Origin of the sequence: Vibrio gallicus (assembly GCF_024346875.1) — a bacterium.
In the GTDB taxonomy this organism is placed as follows: domain Bacteria; phylum Pseudomonadota; class Gammaproteobacteria; order Enterobacterales; family Vibrionaceae; genus Vibrio; species Vibrio gallicus.
Window position 1 is genome coordinate 102,187 of record NZ_AP024872.1, and the last position, 15,388, is coordinate 117,574.

Annotated in this window: 11 protein-coding genes; 3 read left to right on the top strand and 8 right to left on the bottom strand. The window is 46.3% G+C overall.

Translation table 11 applies throughout. The annotated features are described in order from the left end of the window. Positions 1-494: 494 nt before the first annotated feature. Genes OCU28_RS12235 through OCU28_RS12245 form a run of 3 tightly spaced genes read right to left on the bottom strand, consistent with a single transcriptional unit; the run spans position 495 to position 5,468 of the window. Positions 495-1,787 carry an HlyD family type I secretion periplasmic adaptor subunit gene (locus OCU28_RS12235; RefSeq protein ID WP_261817971.1) on the bottom strand — a complete coding sequence of 431 codons (1,293 nt, stop codon included), beginning with the start codon at positions 1,785-1,787 and terminating at the stop codon, positions 495-497. Between the two features lies 1 nt (position 1,788). Then, the gene (locus OCU28_RS12240; protein ID WP_261817972.1) at positions 1,789-3,849 is read right to left on the bottom strand and encodes an ABC transporter transmembrane domain-containing protein; all 2,061 of its coding nucleotides are present in this window, start codon (positions 3,847-3,849) and stop codon (positions 1,789-1,791) included. Beyond that, on the bottom strand, positions 3,846-5,468 hold the full coding sequence (locus tag OCU28_RS12245; RefSeq protein WP_261817973.1) for an ABC transporter transmembrane domain-containing protein: 1,623 nt from the start codon (positions 5,466-5,468) through the stop codon (positions 3,846-3,848). Before OCU28_RS12245 ends, OCU28_RS12240 begins: the two co-directional genes overlap by 4 nt. A 392-nt stretch (positions 5,469-5,860) precedes the next feature. On the opposite strand from OCU28_RS12245, the gene OCU28_RS12250 reads away from it, so the two are divergent. After that, positions 5,861-6,457 (top strand): nucleoside triphosphate pyrophosphohydrolase family protein, encoded by a 597-nt coding sequence (locus OCU28_RS12250; protein WP_261817974.1) that lies wholly within the window; start codon positions 5,861-5,863, stop codon positions 6,455-6,457. A gap of 780 nt (positions 6,458-7,237) precedes the next feature. Here OCU28_RS12250 and OCU28_RS12255 read toward each other — a convergent pair. Together OCU28_RS12255 and OCU28_RS12260 are read right to left on the bottom strand one after the other, a co-directional pair. Next, on the bottom strand, positions 7,238-8,182 hold the full coding sequence (locus tag OCU28_RS12255) for a VirK/YbjX family protein (RefSeq protein WP_261817975.1): 945 nt from the start codon (positions 8,180-8,182) through the stop codon (positions 7,238-7,240). A gap of 243 nt (positions 8,183-8,425) precedes the next feature. Then, on the bottom strand, positions 8,426-9,796 hold the full coding sequence (locus OCU28_RS12260; protein ID WP_261817976.1) for an L-serine ammonia-lyase: 1,371 nt from the start codon (positions 9,794-9,796) through the stop codon (positions 8,426-8,428). 190 nt (positions 9,797-9,986) lie between these two features. Between OCU28_RS12260 and OCU28_RS12265 the strand changes: the two genes are divergently transcribed. Together OCU28_RS12265 and OCU28_RS12270 are read left to right on the top strand one after the other, a co-directional pair. Continuing rightward, complete coding sequence (locus tag OCU28_RS12265) at positions 9,987-10,370, top strand: GIY-YIG nuclease family protein (RefSeq protein ID WP_261817977.1); 384 nt, start codon at positions 9,987-9,989, stop codon at positions 10,368-10,370. Positions 10,371-10,811: 441 nt separating this feature from the next. Next, positions 10,812-11,099 carry a GIY-YIG nuclease family protein gene (locus tag OCU28_RS12270; protein WP_261817978.1) on the top strand — a complete coding sequence of 96 codons (288 nt, stop codon included), beginning with the start codon at positions 10,812-10,814 and terminating at the stop codon, positions 11,097-11,099. A gap of 995 nt (positions 11,100-12,094) precedes the next feature. Here OCU28_RS12270 and OCU28_RS12275 read toward each other — a convergent pair. From OCU28_RS12275 to OCU28_RS12285, 3 genes are read right to left on the bottom strand one after another with little or no spacing between them, the layout of a single operon-like run. Further along, entirely contained in the window at positions 12,095-13,048 is a 954-nt protein-coding gene (locus OCU28_RS12275) for a DHH family phosphoesterase (RefSeq protein WP_261817979.1), read from the bottom strand. After that, positions 13,038-13,658 (bottom strand): adenylyl-sulfate kinase, encoded by a 621-nt coding sequence (gene cysC, locus OCU28_RS12280; protein ID WP_261817980.1) that lies wholly within the window; start codon positions 13,656-13,658, stop codon positions 13,038-13,040. Before cysC ends, OCU28_RS12275 begins: the two co-directional genes overlap by 11 nt. Next, positions 13,659-15,386: an SLC13 family permease gene (locus OCU28_RS12285; RefSeq protein WP_261817981.1), complete on the bottom strand. Its 1,728-nt coding sequence runs from the start codon at positions 15,384-15,386 to the stop codon at positions 13,659-13,661. Between the last annotated feature and the right edge of the window lie 2 nt (positions 15,387-15,388).

The following is a 15,388-nucleotide window of genomic DNA, read 5'->3' on the forward strand; positions in this document are numbered from 1 at the left end:
TAGCGATGAATCGATGTATCGATGATGTGTCCCACAGGACCAAAGAGCCATAGAACCACAGAACCGCTTCTACTTCGTCACCCCGGTGGTATTTTAAGCCGGGGTCTTTGGGTGCTCGGGATTTGCTGTTGAATATGAGCCCGAGTGTCTACAGATCCCCGCCTGCGCGGGGATGACGGTTTTAAGGTGTGGTGGTTGTGGAGCGTAGCGATGAATCGATGTTTCGATGATCTGCCTCACAGGGCCAAAGAACCACAGAACCACAGGACCACAGAACCGCTTCTCCCTGTTGCTCGGGTTTAGGTTTGAAATCGAGACCATGATTGAGGTCTGAGTATCTACAGATCCCCGCCTTCGCGGGGATGACGGTATTGGGGTGGTGGTGGAGCGTAGCGGTGAATCGATGAATCGATGATGTCCCTACAGGGCCAAAGAACCACAGGACCACAGAACCGCTTCACCCCCGCCTTCGCGGGGAACCCAGTCCTCAAAACCTACCTTTCGCCAAACGCGTGGCTTACGTTGGTGTAGATTGGTTTCCAAAGGTATTGGAATACGGTTTTTTCACCAGTGGTAATATCAGCCTCGCCTGTCATGCCGGGTAGGATGGCGTAGCGTGATGGGTCATCTCTAAAATGGGCTTTGTCTACTTCGATAAATACATCGTAGTAAATCTCACCGCGTTCAGTTTGGCTGGTGGTCGGGGATATTTCAGTTACCTTACCTTTTAGCGCGCCAAAGCGGCTGTAGTCAAAGGCATCGATCTTGATTCTGGCACGCTGGCCAACTGATACAAAACCGATATCTCTTGGAGATAGCTTGGCTTTAAATGCTGCTTTGCCTTCAACAGGGACAATTTCTGCAACCGTGCCTCCGGGCTGAATAACTGAGCCGTTATGGGTGGTAGGTAGGCTTTGAATTAGCCCTTTTACTGGCGAAGTAACTAAGGTGCCACTCACTTTTGCTTCACCGGAGCGAACGCGTGCATTTAAAGCTGAGAGGTCAGATACCGCTTTAGATTTTTCTTTGCGAACATCTAGTATGTTCTCCGCGTGCAGCTGCTTAATTTTACTTCGATTGGATTCTGCTTGCCTAAGTAGTACTGCTTTTTTGCCTTTTGCTTGTTCAAGCTCGGTCTCAATTGAGGCTATCTTTTGCTTCATTTCAAGTACGCGAACCTTCGAGATATTCCCCTTGGCTAAACCCTTATTTAAGATCGCAAGTTCTTGATTAGATGAACTTAATTGTCGACGTTCGGCTGGGATTTCACGCTCAACGCCTTTCAGCTCTTCGTTGATGCGCTCGCTTTCATTTTCCAATACGACTTTTTTCTGTGCAAACAAGGCTTGGGTCGCGTTTAGCTGCGCGTTTTGCTCTTCCACCAATCGCGGATACTTATCTATATATTGTGAGAAATCAGGGTCACGCTCTTCGATAAGCGCAGACATACGCTCTATGGCTAAGATAAGGCTGGTTTGTTGGGATTGAAGCTCATCTAGGGCAGAGGTCTGATAGGTTGAATCAAACTCGACAATTGGATCGCCAATATCGACTAGCTGACCACGCTTAACAAAAACCTGTTTGAGCCGACCGCCCAATTCTGATTGTAATACCTGACGTTCACCCTCAGGTATCACCGCGCCTTTGGCTTTGGCTATCTCATCGACTCGGGTAAATATGGTCCATGCTACAAAGCACACCACGCATGCACCAATAACTAGGGTACTTAGAGTCAGCAGGCGTCTCGTTATTTTCGATTCAATTACTTCTGCAGTTTGATTGTCCATATTAGTCTTCTGTGACCTCCGCTGTCTCTACCTGTGGCTCTGCTTCTGGAATGGGTCCGGCATATGTCACAGTGCCTTTATCGAGAAGAACGACTTGATCTGCAATCTTAATAATATCGGGATCATGCGAGGTTAAAATTATGGTGCTGTTGCCTCTGTTTGCTTCTAACCATTCAAGGAAGATCTCTTTTTCACCATTGGAAGCGACAGGGTTATCCAATATGACTAAAGGATAACGGTGGCAGTTTAGCTTAGCTCTCAATAGCACATGTGCTTCAAAGCTTGAAAGCGGATGTGATAGGGACTCGAGGTCGTTGAGATGGGTATCCAATCCATGTTCTAGTGAGGCGAGCCAACGAGAAGCACCAACCCTGTCTAGGGCGTCTAAAATTTCTTGCTCTTCTACGTGACGATTATCGTCAATGAAGTTGCGGATAGTCAGCGGGATTATCTGAGGCTGATCGCCATAGAATCCAAGCCACTGTCTTAGAAGCTGCGGGTCATACTGAGTTAGGTTATGTCCATTATATTTAATGACACCATTTTGAATATCACAAAGACCGGCTAAAACCTCTAATAAAGTCGTTTTACCCGAGCCAATAGGACCGGTGACGGCAATTACTTGCCCAGGCTCTACGGCAAAGGTCACACCTGAAAGTGCAGGCTTTAATTGACCAGGGAAGCGCAAGGTTACTTGCTCTAGATCGATTTTAGGTGCGCTGTCGGTAAGGGCATGATGCTGATAGGCAAACTCTCCCTCGGCTTTTTGTAAAATGGTCTGGTTAATCTGTTGTTTTGCTTGTTGATATTGCCCCAATCTAGGGTAGCTGTTAGATAGCATCTGCGCTGGGCTAGTCACTCTAGAGATAAGCATCATGGTAGCGATTAAACCACCGGCAGATAACTGCTGAGCAAAAATCAACTCGATACCCAGTCCAATTACAGCAACGGTACTCAATAAACCAATCGCATAGTAGATAGAGGTATATTTCGCTTGGTGCGTGACCTGAGAAAAGCTGTTCTTAGATGCAAGTCTGTTCGCCTTGGTAAATCGAGTACTCCAATTGCCTAAAATCTGGCTAGAACGCAGATAATCAAGCTTGCTGTTGAGCTCATAAATCAAGGAGTAGCGCGTTGTACCTGAAATGGTTACTTGGTTATTGAGTAGCGCCTGATTTTTGTAGTGGCGCATGGCCAAAATAAAATACAGGATCAACGCAATAATAGGCACAATAACCAGCCAAGTACCCAAGATGCCAATGGCAACGATAAAAATAATCACAAATGGTAGGTCAAATAATGCGCCCCCGAGTGGGCCTTGCACCATACCCTTGATGGTTTCGGCGGTCGTGATCCGACTCATAAATGACGATGCACCGGTCAAGCGGCTATGTGCCAGCGGTACATGTATCATTTTTCGTAATAGTGTCTGTGTTATCTCTCGGCTAATGCGGTTTGCGACGGTTGTTAATAGCTGACTACGTAGTACTTTCAGAAGTAACATCATAGAAAACAGTAAGATAGCGCCAATAGATATCCCTAGTACCTCGTTTCTTGCATCCCCGCCAATGACGTGATCGTACACAGACATGGTGATAAATGGGATAGAGAGTGCAAATAGGTTTGCCAATAAGCTGATACCAAGTAAGCGTGGAATAATCCCTTTATATGCAACGAGCTTGCTTTCAAACCAATCGCTTTCGTAGCGCTCTTTTTGGCGGTCAAGGACCAAAATAACGATGTCAGTAGCTTTGCTATTCGGTTTAATTGCCGGTACAAAAGTGCCGTTATCGAACTCAAAGTATTGGTTGAGATCGTACTTACAGGTAGTGGCTTTATCTTCACAAAGGTAAATAGCCGCTTGGTGCTGAATCTTAGATAGCTTGTCAGAAGCCGGATGCACCTCATATGGGATCATCAACCTATCGAATATATCCAGTATATCGGCACTATTTAGTACAGGGTTCGATGAAATCCACTCATTAGTAAAGTTCTGAACACCTGCGTCAACATCTATAATTTTGAGGATCTGTTGAATGCAATCTACGTACTGAGAGTTCATTGCTCACTCGTCTCCTTGAGTGTAACGCTAGATGTATGAGTGATAAGTTCTAGCAATATAGGGTGCTCTGTATTGAGAATAAAGCTACGCCCTTTCGACATATAATATTCTAGCACTGATTTGAGGCGGTTAACCGAATCGATATCTAGGTCGCGCTCGGGTCTGTCAAGCACCACTAACGGGGTAGACTGAGACAGCTGACCGACAATTGACACCAACTTTATCGTGCCTCGGCTCAAGCGGGTACCAAGGTTAAAGCCCACTTTGGTTTCAACGCCTTCCGAAAGCTCGGAAACGATGTTGTTCAAGCCCAGAGCATTGGATAACAAATTCGCTTCTTCAATCTGGCTATTGTTGAATGCGCATAGGTTGTCTAGCAGGCTACCGGAGATAACATTGGGATGAGTTGCGACAAAGCCAATATGCTCTCGCCACCAACTCGCTTGCATGTTAATGGGCTCTTCACCCCACATGCTTTCATATTGTTCAGCTACTTCTAGGCCTGCTGCTATGGTAACAGCGTGGCTAGATACATCTGTATCGGTATGGGTGATATGAACGGCTTCACCCTTGTTGATAGTCAAATCAAAACTAAATTGATGGTCAAAGCGTTGAAAACTCGCCTCTTTGATAGTTAGGGATTCAAACTCAGTGTGCTCGGGTTGGCTAGTATCTGCTTCAGATAGGCCATCGAGTAATTCGGTAAGGGCGTGATTTGCCACCATGTATGAACTGTATCGCAGGCGCAGGCCGAGTAGGGCACTTAATGGTGCAACGGCGCGTCCAGCCAAGATAGAACAGGCTGCTAGTCCACCAGAGGTTAGGGTGCCATCAAGAACGCTGATACTACCAATTAATACCATAGCCACTGAGGTACCCATTGCGGCAATCTGAATTAATTCTTGAGCAACCGCGACGTTGCGCTCTGATTCTGAATGAGCTAAATAGCGTTTTTGGTTCAATACCTTGAAATAGCGAAATAGCTTTGTTTCTGAAGCTTGGCTTTTTACATTGTCTAGAAAACCGAATACCAGAATAAGGAAGTTCATGCGCTCTTGCTCAGCATTGGCGCCAAACAAAGCGTGCTCACCCGATTTTTTAGTGAACAGCCATACCAAAATAAAAGTGATCGCCCATACCACGATAGGAATGACAACTAAAGAGCCGCCCACATAGGTGATAAGCATCAGGAAAATAATCGCAAAAGGGACATCAATTAAGCCACTAATAAACCCACCAGAGTAAAAGTCCTTAATCAAAGCCACACCCTTAAGGCTTTCTTGGAGCGCACCGGGCTTTAGCTTTTTAAGTTGCGATGGAGTGGCACTATTGAGCCTATCAATGATTGTTTGATAGGTATTATATTCTGTATTAATCGCAGCCGCGCCGAGCATCCAAGAGCGCACATAGCGCATTAAGGCGTCGAGTAAAATTGCAATGGTTGCTCCAAATAGCAGCAAAAATGCAGTTCCGTAGCTTTGGTTAGGAAGAATACGGTCGTAAATCTGCAATATAATCAGAGGTATAGCAAGCGACATTAGATTGATGAGCAGAGATGAAGGCAATACTCTCGCTACTGTCTTTGATTTTGATGTGTGAGCACTTAAATTTGCAGCCATTCTTCTTATTATCCGCCAAATAGGAAAAAACGATTAACACTATTGGATGTCGTGAAACAGTTGATTTTAAAGCTTTATTAACGCTGTTACATTGCCGGAGGATAAGATTCCATATTTAAATTCTCATAATCTGGCTGAGCATATAGCAATAAAATAAAAAATTTGTTATTTCGGGTAGTGGCTTAATATTGAAGATGCCACTACGCCTTCATAGTATTGGCAGTGTTGCATTAATAGTCAAAAATTTTCAGCAAGTTACTAATTTTAATCTAAAAAAACACGATATTGTTGATTTATCAGGTTTTGCATCGAATTTTGTTATAGGTGTTTAAATTGCATTAGTTGCAATGAAATGGGACAGTATTCTTTTATTATTATTTTGAGCCCTTTCTATGAACCCAGAGTTTTACGCTTCCTATTCAGCCTTAACTTCCACTCTTTGGAGCAAACTTTATGCTGATATCGTCGCTTTTCGTCAACTATTCAACTTACCAATCGCAACCGGAATAGATTCAGAAGCGTTATGTCATCTGCATTCCAATTTAATGATTGAAGAGCTAACCGAATTAGCCCGCGCAGACAGTAAAGTAGAACAAGCAGATGCGATTACCGATACGGTATATGTTGCGGTAGGTCGTGCGGTACATGCTGGGCATGAGGCTCTATCTGAAACTACCATCTCACGCCAAGTTGACGTGCTGCTTAATGTTGCCAACGCCCTCGAAATCCCCTTTGAGAAATGTTGGGACGCAGTGCATCAAAGTAATATGAGTAAAGCCGCTCTAAATGAAGCCCAAGCCCAAGAAACCGTTGAGGTCTATGCCCAGAAAGGGATCAGCGCCAGCTATAAACAAAAAAACGATATGTATATCGTCTTCTGCGACCAAGATTCAAAGAGCAATGACGGGATTGTCATTAAACAAGGTAAGATCCTGAAGAACAAATATTATCAAGCGGTTGATTTAAGCTTTGTGGGGGAAGGGAAATAGTCTGTTAGTTATAGGCGTATTGGTGAATCGATGTATCGATGATGTGCCCCACAGTTCCACAGTTCCATAGAACCACAGAACCGGTTCTCCCTCGTCACCCCGGTAGTGTTTTAAGCCGGGGTCTTTGGCTACTCAGGATTTGCTGTTGAATACGAGCCCGAGTGTCTACAGATCCCCGCCTTCGCGGGAATGACGGGAGGGTGCGGGAATGGTGGATGGGGAATCGGTGTAGCGATGAATCGATGATGTGCCCCACAGTTCCACAGGACCATAGAACCATAGAACCATAGAACCATAGGACCATAGGACCATAGGACCACAGAACCGGTTCTCCCTCGTCACCCCGGTAGTGTTTTAAGCCGGGGTCTTTGGCTACTCAGGATTTGCTGTTGAATACGAGCCCGAGTGTCTACAGATCCCCGCCTTCGCGGGAATGACGAGAGGGGGCGGGAATGGTGGATGGGGAATCGGTGTAGCGATGAATCGATGTATCGATGTATCGATGTATCGATGATGTCCCTCACAGGGCCAAAGAACCATAGAACCACAGAACCGCTTCTCTCTGTTTTAAGCCGGGGTCTTTGGGTACTCGGGGGTTGGTTTGGTGCTAGTTGTTGGGGCGAAGAGTCTACAGATTCCCGCCTACGCGGGAATGACGGGAGGGTGCGGGAATTATGATTGGTGTATCGGTGTATCGGTGTATCGGTGTATCCGTGAATCGATGTATCGGTGATTCAATCCACCGATACATGATAGAACCCAGATCCTAATCTATATGGATTAAAACTCGCTTGTGGTGCTTTTTAACGTTTCTACTTTATTGGAAAGTTGGGTTTCTAATTCATCTAACCACGCGTAGCGTTTTGTATATAAACGGCGCTTATTGCGCTTTTCTAGCGTTGATGGGTCTTTGCGTTCTGGCACGGTTGGAATTTCATAGCGATAATTGTCCACGCGTGTTGCGCCATACTCTTCCCATAATTCGTCATAATTGAAGGTCACCGCTTTTGCTTTTGAGCCTTTGTAACGAAGTGCTTGATAGATATGACCTTTATTCGAAACACCAACGGCTTTGTTGTAGCCTAGAGAGCGTCCAAAGAATAACGCCAACTCCACCATTAACGCTTTAGGTCTTAAGCCATGGAATGAACGGGTTAAGGTCTTGATTACCTGATTACGGTCTTCAACTTCATCACTCGGCCCCTTTAAAGCACCAATATGGATGGTCTTTTCTGGAGTTGTAGTCAGGTTAAAGGTAATGGAATAGATGGCTTGATCAAGATGGTTTACCAATCGAAGACCAAGAGAACCTTCGCGCATTTCACCATCAAAAAGTACCACTTTATACTCTTGCTCTTTAGAATCAGTAAGGTTCAATAAAACCTGCCCACCGCTTACAAAAGCTTGTTCAATGTTCTTACCAAATGTCTGATTTAAAAAGCCAAAGTTTTCTTCAATATGCTGCATGCGTACCGATGCTGGGATATCAACATACAGATACGGCTTGAGTGCCTTTTCTAACAGGCGAGGCTTTTGCATTACCGCATGACGGAATAATGCATTTTCAGTTAGGGTGCTGATGCGGTTAAACGTAGAGCGATACACCTTACTTAGCACAAAAAAGCGAGATTTAAGCCACAGGCCCTTTAAGCTTTTTTGAGAAGGATAAGAGAGGTTTGCCAATTCGGTAGCTGAAGTGGTGTGTTGTTGCTCTATATCTAGCATGTAGTATCACCCTGATAGTTCGTTAGTTCAGCAAAAATTAGCTTCAAGCTGAATTTAAACCTGCATAATTAAGAGGTAAGTATGCAGGAATCTGAGTGAGAACTTATCAAATCAGTACTTATCTGAATAGATTTTATTGCGAGTTGTTATAAACCAAATATGGAACGGTGTTCTTATGCGCAGGCACAGAACACCGTGAAGTGATGTGATTTTTAGCCAATGTTTTTAGTTGAAGGTATTACATTATTCGCATGGTGGTGCAAGGTGGATCATGGCAAGGCCGCCTAGTGATGTTTCACGGTATTTCTTGTTCATATCTTTACCAGTCACATACATGGTATCAATTACATTATCTAAAGATATCAGGCACTTACTTGAGCGCTTTAACGCCATGCGTGAGGCGGTGAGTGCCTTCATTGCGCCCATCGCGTTACGTTCGATGCATGGAACTTGTACTAGGCCGCCGATAGGGTCGCACGTCATACCAAGAGAGTGTTCCATCGCGATTTCAGCAGCAATACAGATCTGCTCGTTGCTTCCGCCGCGCAGAGCGGTGAGGCCAGCTGCGGCCATGGATGATGAGACCCCAACTTCTCCTTGGCAGCCAACTTCAGCCCCAGAGATCGAAGCGTTGGTTTTATATAAAATGCCAATTGCGCCAGATACAGCCATAAAATCTTTAAGTTGTTTAAGATCCAGCTCTCGAATAAACCTATGGTAATAGGTAAGCACTGCCGGAATGACACCTGCCGCACCGTTAGTAGGAGAGGTGACAACTTGTCCGCCTGCTGCATTCTCTTCACTAACTGCAAACGCGAATAGGTTTATCCAATCCAAAATCTCCATTGGATCATTCTCGATTGCAGCATTAGCTTCTAACTTTTTCAATAGGTTAGGTGCTCGGCGTGTGACATTGAGCCCGCCTTCTAGAATACCTTCAGTCTCAAATCCGCGCTCCATGCAATAGTTCATCACTTTCCAGATTTGTTCCGCTTTAGCATCTATTTCTGCTTGAGACCTAAAAGAAAGTTCATTACGCAGTACCATTCCGCCTAGGCTAAGGCCGTTATCCTCGGCAGCAGTAAGCATTTGTTCTGCACTGGAAAATGGAAACTCGACCTCAACCTCGGAGCTTGCTTTACCATGTTGTAATTCATATTCGGTAGCAATAAATCCACCACCAATAGAATAATAGGTTTCAAACCCAACACGCTCACCTGCGGCATTGAACGCCGAAATCGTCATGCCATTCTCATGCATGGTCAGGTTTTCTGCGTGAAATAGAATGTCAGAATCGTAGTTGAAATTAATCAGGTTTTTGCCAGAGAGATTAAGCTTTCCATCTTTAATCGCTTTACGCATTTCAGCGTTGGCGCTGGATATCTTGATGGTATCAGGGCGATTACCAAGCAGCCCCAGTATTGAAGCGCGATCGGTATGGTGACCTCTACCCGTTAGAGATAGCGAGCCATATAGATCAACCTGTATACGCGTTACATCCGCAACGAATTCTTGAATCAGCTGAGCAAAGTGAAAACCAGCTAGCATTGGGCCATTGGTATGAGAGCTTGATGGACCGACGCCTATTTTATAAATATCAAAAATTGAATACATACGTTTACCTATGTTGGCTGTGCTCTGGATCACGCTTGAAACAGCACAAGTGCCTAGATTTAAGAATAGACGTAGAGTATTACAAAAAGTATGAAATGCCCCATATAAAGTTTTAATTTCGAGCCTTTTGCACGATAAATCTGCATTGCTCTCCATACTCAGTATTTGGAGCAAATTGAAAGGATAGTCGATGAAAACATCAGGAAAAATGGCAGCTGGTGGCACAAGCGTGCAAGAACTGCAAAATCATTCGGAACAAAAAGCACTATTTATCAATGCCTATTCAGCCAGCCGGCAACCGGTGGTCTACGTCATAGCCTCAAAAGACCAAACCTTTTTGCATGTCGCATCAAGTTCTAATCTACAAACCTCAATCTGGGAAAGAAAGGTCAAAGCCGAGCAGTGCCAAGGCATGGCCTTTTTGGTGCAAGACCTCGTCTATTTCGAAGCGGTTGCAGATATTCGCAGTGCTCAAAAAAGAGTAAAAGAAATCCTTAACTGGCCAGAGAAAGAGATCCGAGAATTAGTCGAATCCCTGAACCCGAACTGGGATGATTTGTTTCATTATTTTTAGGGGGGGTAGCGGTGAATCGGTGTGGCGGTGTATCGATGTATCGATGTAGCTGTGATGTGTGGCAAAGGAGCGAATAGGTTCTAGGAACTGATAGGGTCTAGGACCTAGGGGCGCACGCCCGTCACCCTGGTGGTGTTTTAAGCCGGGGTCTTTGAGTGCTTGGGGTTTGGTTTGGTGTTAGTTGTTGGGGTGGCGAGTCTACAGGTTCCCGCCTTCGCGGGAATGACGGTAGGGGCGCATGCCCGTCACCCCGGTGGTGTTTTAAGCCGGGGTCTTTGGGTGCTCGGGGTTTGGTTTGGTGCTAGTTGTTGGGGGAATCGGTGTAGCGGTGGTTCGATGAATCGATGATGTGTACCAAAGGAGAGGAAACGACCCAGAACCTAGATAAGTTTGAAGCGATACATATGCGTGAAATTGTTAATAATACTTGGAGCGGAATCCATGCAAAAGCAACCCTGTGTATACATCCTAGCATCACTTAATCGTTCAACTCTCTATGTTGGAGTTACGTCGAATTTGCCTGCGAGAATGTGGCAGCATAAACACAAAGTCGTTGACGGATTCACAGCGCGATACCACGTGAATCGTTTAGTGTATTTTGAAATGCATTCGTTGATGGAAGAGGCAATTCTACGAGAGAAGCAGATAAAGAAATGGCGTCGAGAATGGAAAGATAAGCTGATTGAGACAAGTAATCCGGGTTGGTTGGATATTACTAGTGAGCTTTGATGTAGTGCTCGGGGTTTGGTTTGGTGCTAATTGTTGAGTCGGAGATTCTACAGATCCCCGCCTTCGCGGGAATGACGGTAGGGGCGCATGCCCGTCACCCCGGTGGTGTTTTAAGTCGGGGTCTTTGGGTGCTTGGGGTTTGGTTTGGTGCTAGTTGTTGGGATGGAGAGTCTACAGATCCCCGCCTTCGCGGGAATGACGGGAGGGGCGCACGCCCGTCACCCTGGTGGTGTTTTAAGCTGGGGTCTTTGGGTACTCGGGGTTTGATTTGGTGCTAGTGGTTGGGGTGGAGAGTCTACAGATCCCCGCCTTCGCGGGAATGACGGGAGGGGCGCATGCCCGTCACCCCGGTGGTGTTTTAAGCCGGGGTCTTTGGGTACTCGGGGTTTGATTTGGTGCTAGTTGTTGGGATGGAGAGTCTACAGATCCCCGCCTTCGCGGGAATGACGGGAGGGGCGCATGCCCGTCACCCTGGTGGTGTTTTAAGCTGGGGTCTTTGGGTGCTTGGGGTTTGATTTGGTGTTAGTGGTTGGGATGGAGAGTCTACAGATCCCCGCCTTCGCGGGAATGACGGGAGGGGCGCACGCCCGTCACCCCGGTGGTGTTTTAAGCCGGGGTCTTTGGGTGCTTGGGGTTTGGTTTGGTGCTAGTTGTTGGGATGGAGAGTCTACAGATCCCCGCCTTCGCGGGAATGACGGTAAGGGCGCATGCCCGTCACCCCGGTGGTGTTTTAAGCCGGGGTCTTTGGGTGCTCGGGGTTTGGTTTGGTGTTAGTTGTTGGGGTGGCGAGTCTACAGGTTCCCGCCTTCGCGGGAATGACGGAGGGGCGCATGCCCGTCACCCTGGTGGTGTTTTAAGCCGGGGTCTTTGGGTGCTTGGGGTTTGGTTAGGTGTTAGTTGATGAGGGAATCGGTGTAGCGGTGGTTCGATGAATCGATGTATCGATGTAGCCGTGATGTGTGCCAAAGGAGTGGATACGATCCAGAACCCCGCCCCTAGAACTGTTCTTCCATTGCGGTTATAAATTCTGGCAATATTTGCTTTGGTAGTGCGTTAATACCGGCGGCTGCTTTTCTGCCGCCGCCGGTTGCAAATTGAATGCAGACTTCATCAGCGCCGGTGCGGTTGTTGAGTGGGCTGCGGACGCTTACGGTGTATGTTTGGTTGTCGGGGTTGTGTGACAGTATCGCTATGGCTTTTGCTGGGTTTTGGTTCGCTTTTTGGTTGGCAAATGTGCCACTGATGCGTCTTGCCCATGGCGCATTTGGTAGGGTGTAAACCTCAACGTTGGGGGTGTCATGATAAGGTGCAACAGCCTTGGCTTGATCCCTGTCTTGGTTAAAGCCGTGTTCTAGGGCATAAAATGCGCTGTCGTTGTCGGCTTGCAATTGAAACGGGTTTTGGGCGTTATAAAGAGCGTGATAAAGCTCAGCTGGATGATAGTGCAGGTCATCGAGCGTGGCGCCATAACCGTTGTAGTTGATAAGGGTGCCAAGTTGTTTAAGGAACTGCGTTTGTTGTGGGCTGAAACCTTGTTGCGCGGCAAGTTCGTTGCCTTGCGTCATTAGGTTATCTCCAAATGCTCCGACAATGGCCCAAATCACTTGCTCACTATTTAAGTGTTGATTAATCAATAGGCTGGTACAAGTCGTTGGCTCGGTATTGATTAGCGCGGTTAAGTTAGTATCGCTTGGGATGATTGGCGCGCGGTGATGATCACAATAAAAAATTGTACAGTTATGTTCTAGTAACCGGCGTGTATCAGCTAGGTTTTTTTCTAACGAGATATCTAATGCAGTGACGCTAGTTGCGCTGGTCGGCACTTGCTTGAGAAGCTGGATGTCTCGCTTTATCCCAGTGACTAAAGTGCCGATTTGCGGCTTAACTAAACGCAATTGTAACAACGAGCAGATACCATCTGCATCGCCATTGAACACATCATAATGCAAGCGAAGGCCCCTTAAGATAGCCGTGATTTTCAAGATAGGTTACAACCTGATCCGCACACTGTTCAACACTAAATTGGTCAGTTTGCAGCTGGATCTCGGGATGCAAAGGCGCCTCATATTCGGAGGTGATTCCGGTAAAGTCTGCTATCGCACCGGCGCGCGCTTTTTTATACAACCCTTTAGGGTCTCGTGATTCGCATACGGCAAGTGGGGTATCAACGAATACTTCAATGAACTGCCCATGTTCGATATTGGCTCTTATGCTGTCTCTATCTTGGCGAAATGGCGAGATAAAGGCGCTAAGCGTTAGCGTGCCTGCATCGACAAATAGCTTGGCTACTTCCCCAATACGTCGAATGTTTTCAACGCGGTCGGTATCAGAAAACCCCAAGTCTTGGTTTAGCCCATGACGAACATTGTCACCATCTAAAAGATAGGTATGTTTGCCCAGTTCAAACAGCTTCTTTTCTACTGCGTTGGCTATGGTCGATTTCCCTGAACCGCTAAGGCCAGTAAACCATAGTACAGCGGATGTTTGGTTGTTGAGTTGGTGCCTGTCCTGTTGAGAAACAGAGGTGTCGTGCCAAACAATATTGGTTGCGCTATTCATTTAAACTCCAAAAAAGTAATGGATGGCAAAGAGAGCCGTAAGGCTATAGGTTGCGCTAATCGGTGCGCCGACCTTAATAAAATCTTTGAGTGTATATTGGCCTGCATTGAATACCATCAGGTTGGTTTGATAGCCATACGGGCTTATAAAGCTGGCACTGGCGCCAAATGCCACCGCCATAACAAATGACATAACATTGGCATCTAGGCTTAACGCGAGTGAATAGGCGATGGGGAACACCACCGCAGCGGCTGCGTTGTTGGTGACCAATTCGGTTAATAATAGGGTCATGAAAAACACCCCAATTAATGCCATTTCCGGTGAAAGGGAGAGGTTATTTTGCAATAACAGGCTGTCGAGTGATTCAAATACGCCGCTATTTTGCAGAGCAAAAGACATCACAATTGCCGAGGTGATGATTAACCAGATGCGATAAGGAAAACGCTGGGCGATATCTTGCAGATTGAGCGCACCAAAGCATAATAGGAATCCGCAAAGTAATAGCATCGCTTTAAACAGTGATACTAGTCCCACGCTGGCCATGACCAGCGCTATCACAAACCCTAATAAGGTCGCTTTCTCCCCGATACCTTTTACCTTTTTCTCGATGGCGATATCGCTAAGTAAAATGAAGTGATGGCTAAAATCACGCTTAAGAGCGGGCGGTTCGCCAGCGGTTAGAACTAGGTAATCACCAGCTTTGAGTTTTACTTCCCCTAGCTTGCCAGAAAGTCGCACGCCGTTGCGTTTTATCGCGACCACGCCTGCATTGAACTTGTGTCTAAAGTTTGATTGCTTAAGGGATTTTCCAACCAAGCGACTTTGTGGCAATAAAATGGCTTCGATGAAGCTACTCGAAGAGAGACCGTCGCGCTCGCCATTTACCTTAAGGCCATCGTAGTGGGTAAGCTGAGATACCTTAGATATATCACCATTAAAGATCAGTCTGTCGTTTGCTTGCAGTCGTTCAGTTGGTGAAACTGGGCTTATTAGGTTGCCATCACGTTGGATCTCCAGCAAAAACAGCGATTCAAGGTGGCGCAGGCCATTGCGCTGAATACTGCGTCCGATAAGAGGCGAGTCTGGGCTAACCTTGGCTTCGATAAAATAGTTGTCTTGGTTGAGTTCCTGCACGCTGTGTTGTGGTAGAAACCGAGTCAGCAGGGTTAAAATCAGGCCACAGCTGATAACCACGCATAATCCAACCGCGGTGAAATCAAAAAAGGAGAGTGGCGGCAGGTTGGTATCGATTAATAAGCTGTTAACGATAAGGTTGGTCGAGGTGCCAATCAGGGTTAGTGTTCCGCCTAAGATTGCTGCGTAAGATAGGGGCAACAATAGCTTAGTGGCACTATGGTGAGGGTTATGTCGGATAGGTGCCAATAGGCTAGACACCACAGCGGTATTGTTCAAAAAGGCTGAAAATACCACAGTGAAGCCAAACAAGCGGGCAAAGGTTTCGCCATAGCTTGGACGAATCACAAACTGGGCCATTACTCGTAGTACGCGCGTTTTTTCAAGGGCGATGGAGCACAACATCAATAAGATAAGCGTTAACAGGCCCTCATTCGAGCCTGCGCGTATCACTTGATCACTGCTTACCAGATTAAAGGTGAATAGCACCAACAGTGCCACACCAAATACTCGTGCAGGGTGCTTCTGGAACCTTATTAGCGCAACAATTGTGCTAACGAAGATCAACAGAACAAAGCCACTATTCATGCTCATCA

Bases quoted from the DNA above. Each gene is read 5' to 3' on its own strand.
- OCU28_RS12260 (WP_261817976.1), bottom strand. From the start codon at position 9,796: ATGTATTCAATTTTTGATATTTATAAAATAGGCGTCGGTCCATCAAGC.
- OCU28_RS12240 (WP_261817972.1), bottom strand. From the start codon at position 3,849: ATGAACTCTCAGTACGTAGATTGCATTCAACAGATCCTCAAAATTATA.
- OCU28_RS12255 (WP_261817975.1), bottom strand. From the start codon at position 8,182: ATGCTAGATATAGAGCAACAACACACCACTTCAGCTACCGAATTGGCA.
- OCU28_RS12285 (WP_261817981.1), bottom strand. From the start codon at position 15,386: ATGAGCATGAATAGTGGCTTTGTTCTGTTGATCTTCGTTAGCACAATT.
- OCU28_RS12235 (WP_261817971.1), bottom strand. From the start codon at position 1,787: ATGGACAATCAAACTGCAGAAGTAATTGAATCGAAAATAACGAGACGC.
- OCU28_RS12265 (WP_261817977.1), top strand. From the start codon at position 9,987: ATGAAAACATCAGGAAAAATGGCAGCTGGTGGCACAAGCGTGCAAGAA.
- OCU28_RS12245 (WP_261817973.1), bottom strand. From the start codon at position 5,468: ATGGCTGCAAATTTAAGTGCTCACACATCAAAATCAAAGACAGTAGCG.
- cysC (WP_261817980.1), bottom strand. From the start codon at position 13,658: ATGAATAGCGCAACCAATATTGTTTGGCACGACACCTCTGTTTCTCAA.
- OCU28_RS12270 (WP_261817978.1), top strand. From the start codon at position 10,812: ATGCAAAAGCAACCCTGTGTATACATCCTAGCATCACTTAATCGTTCA.
- OCU28_RS12250 (WP_261817974.1), top strand. From the start codon at position 5,861: ATGAACCCAGAGTTTTACGCTTCCTATTCAGCCTTAACTTCCACTCTT.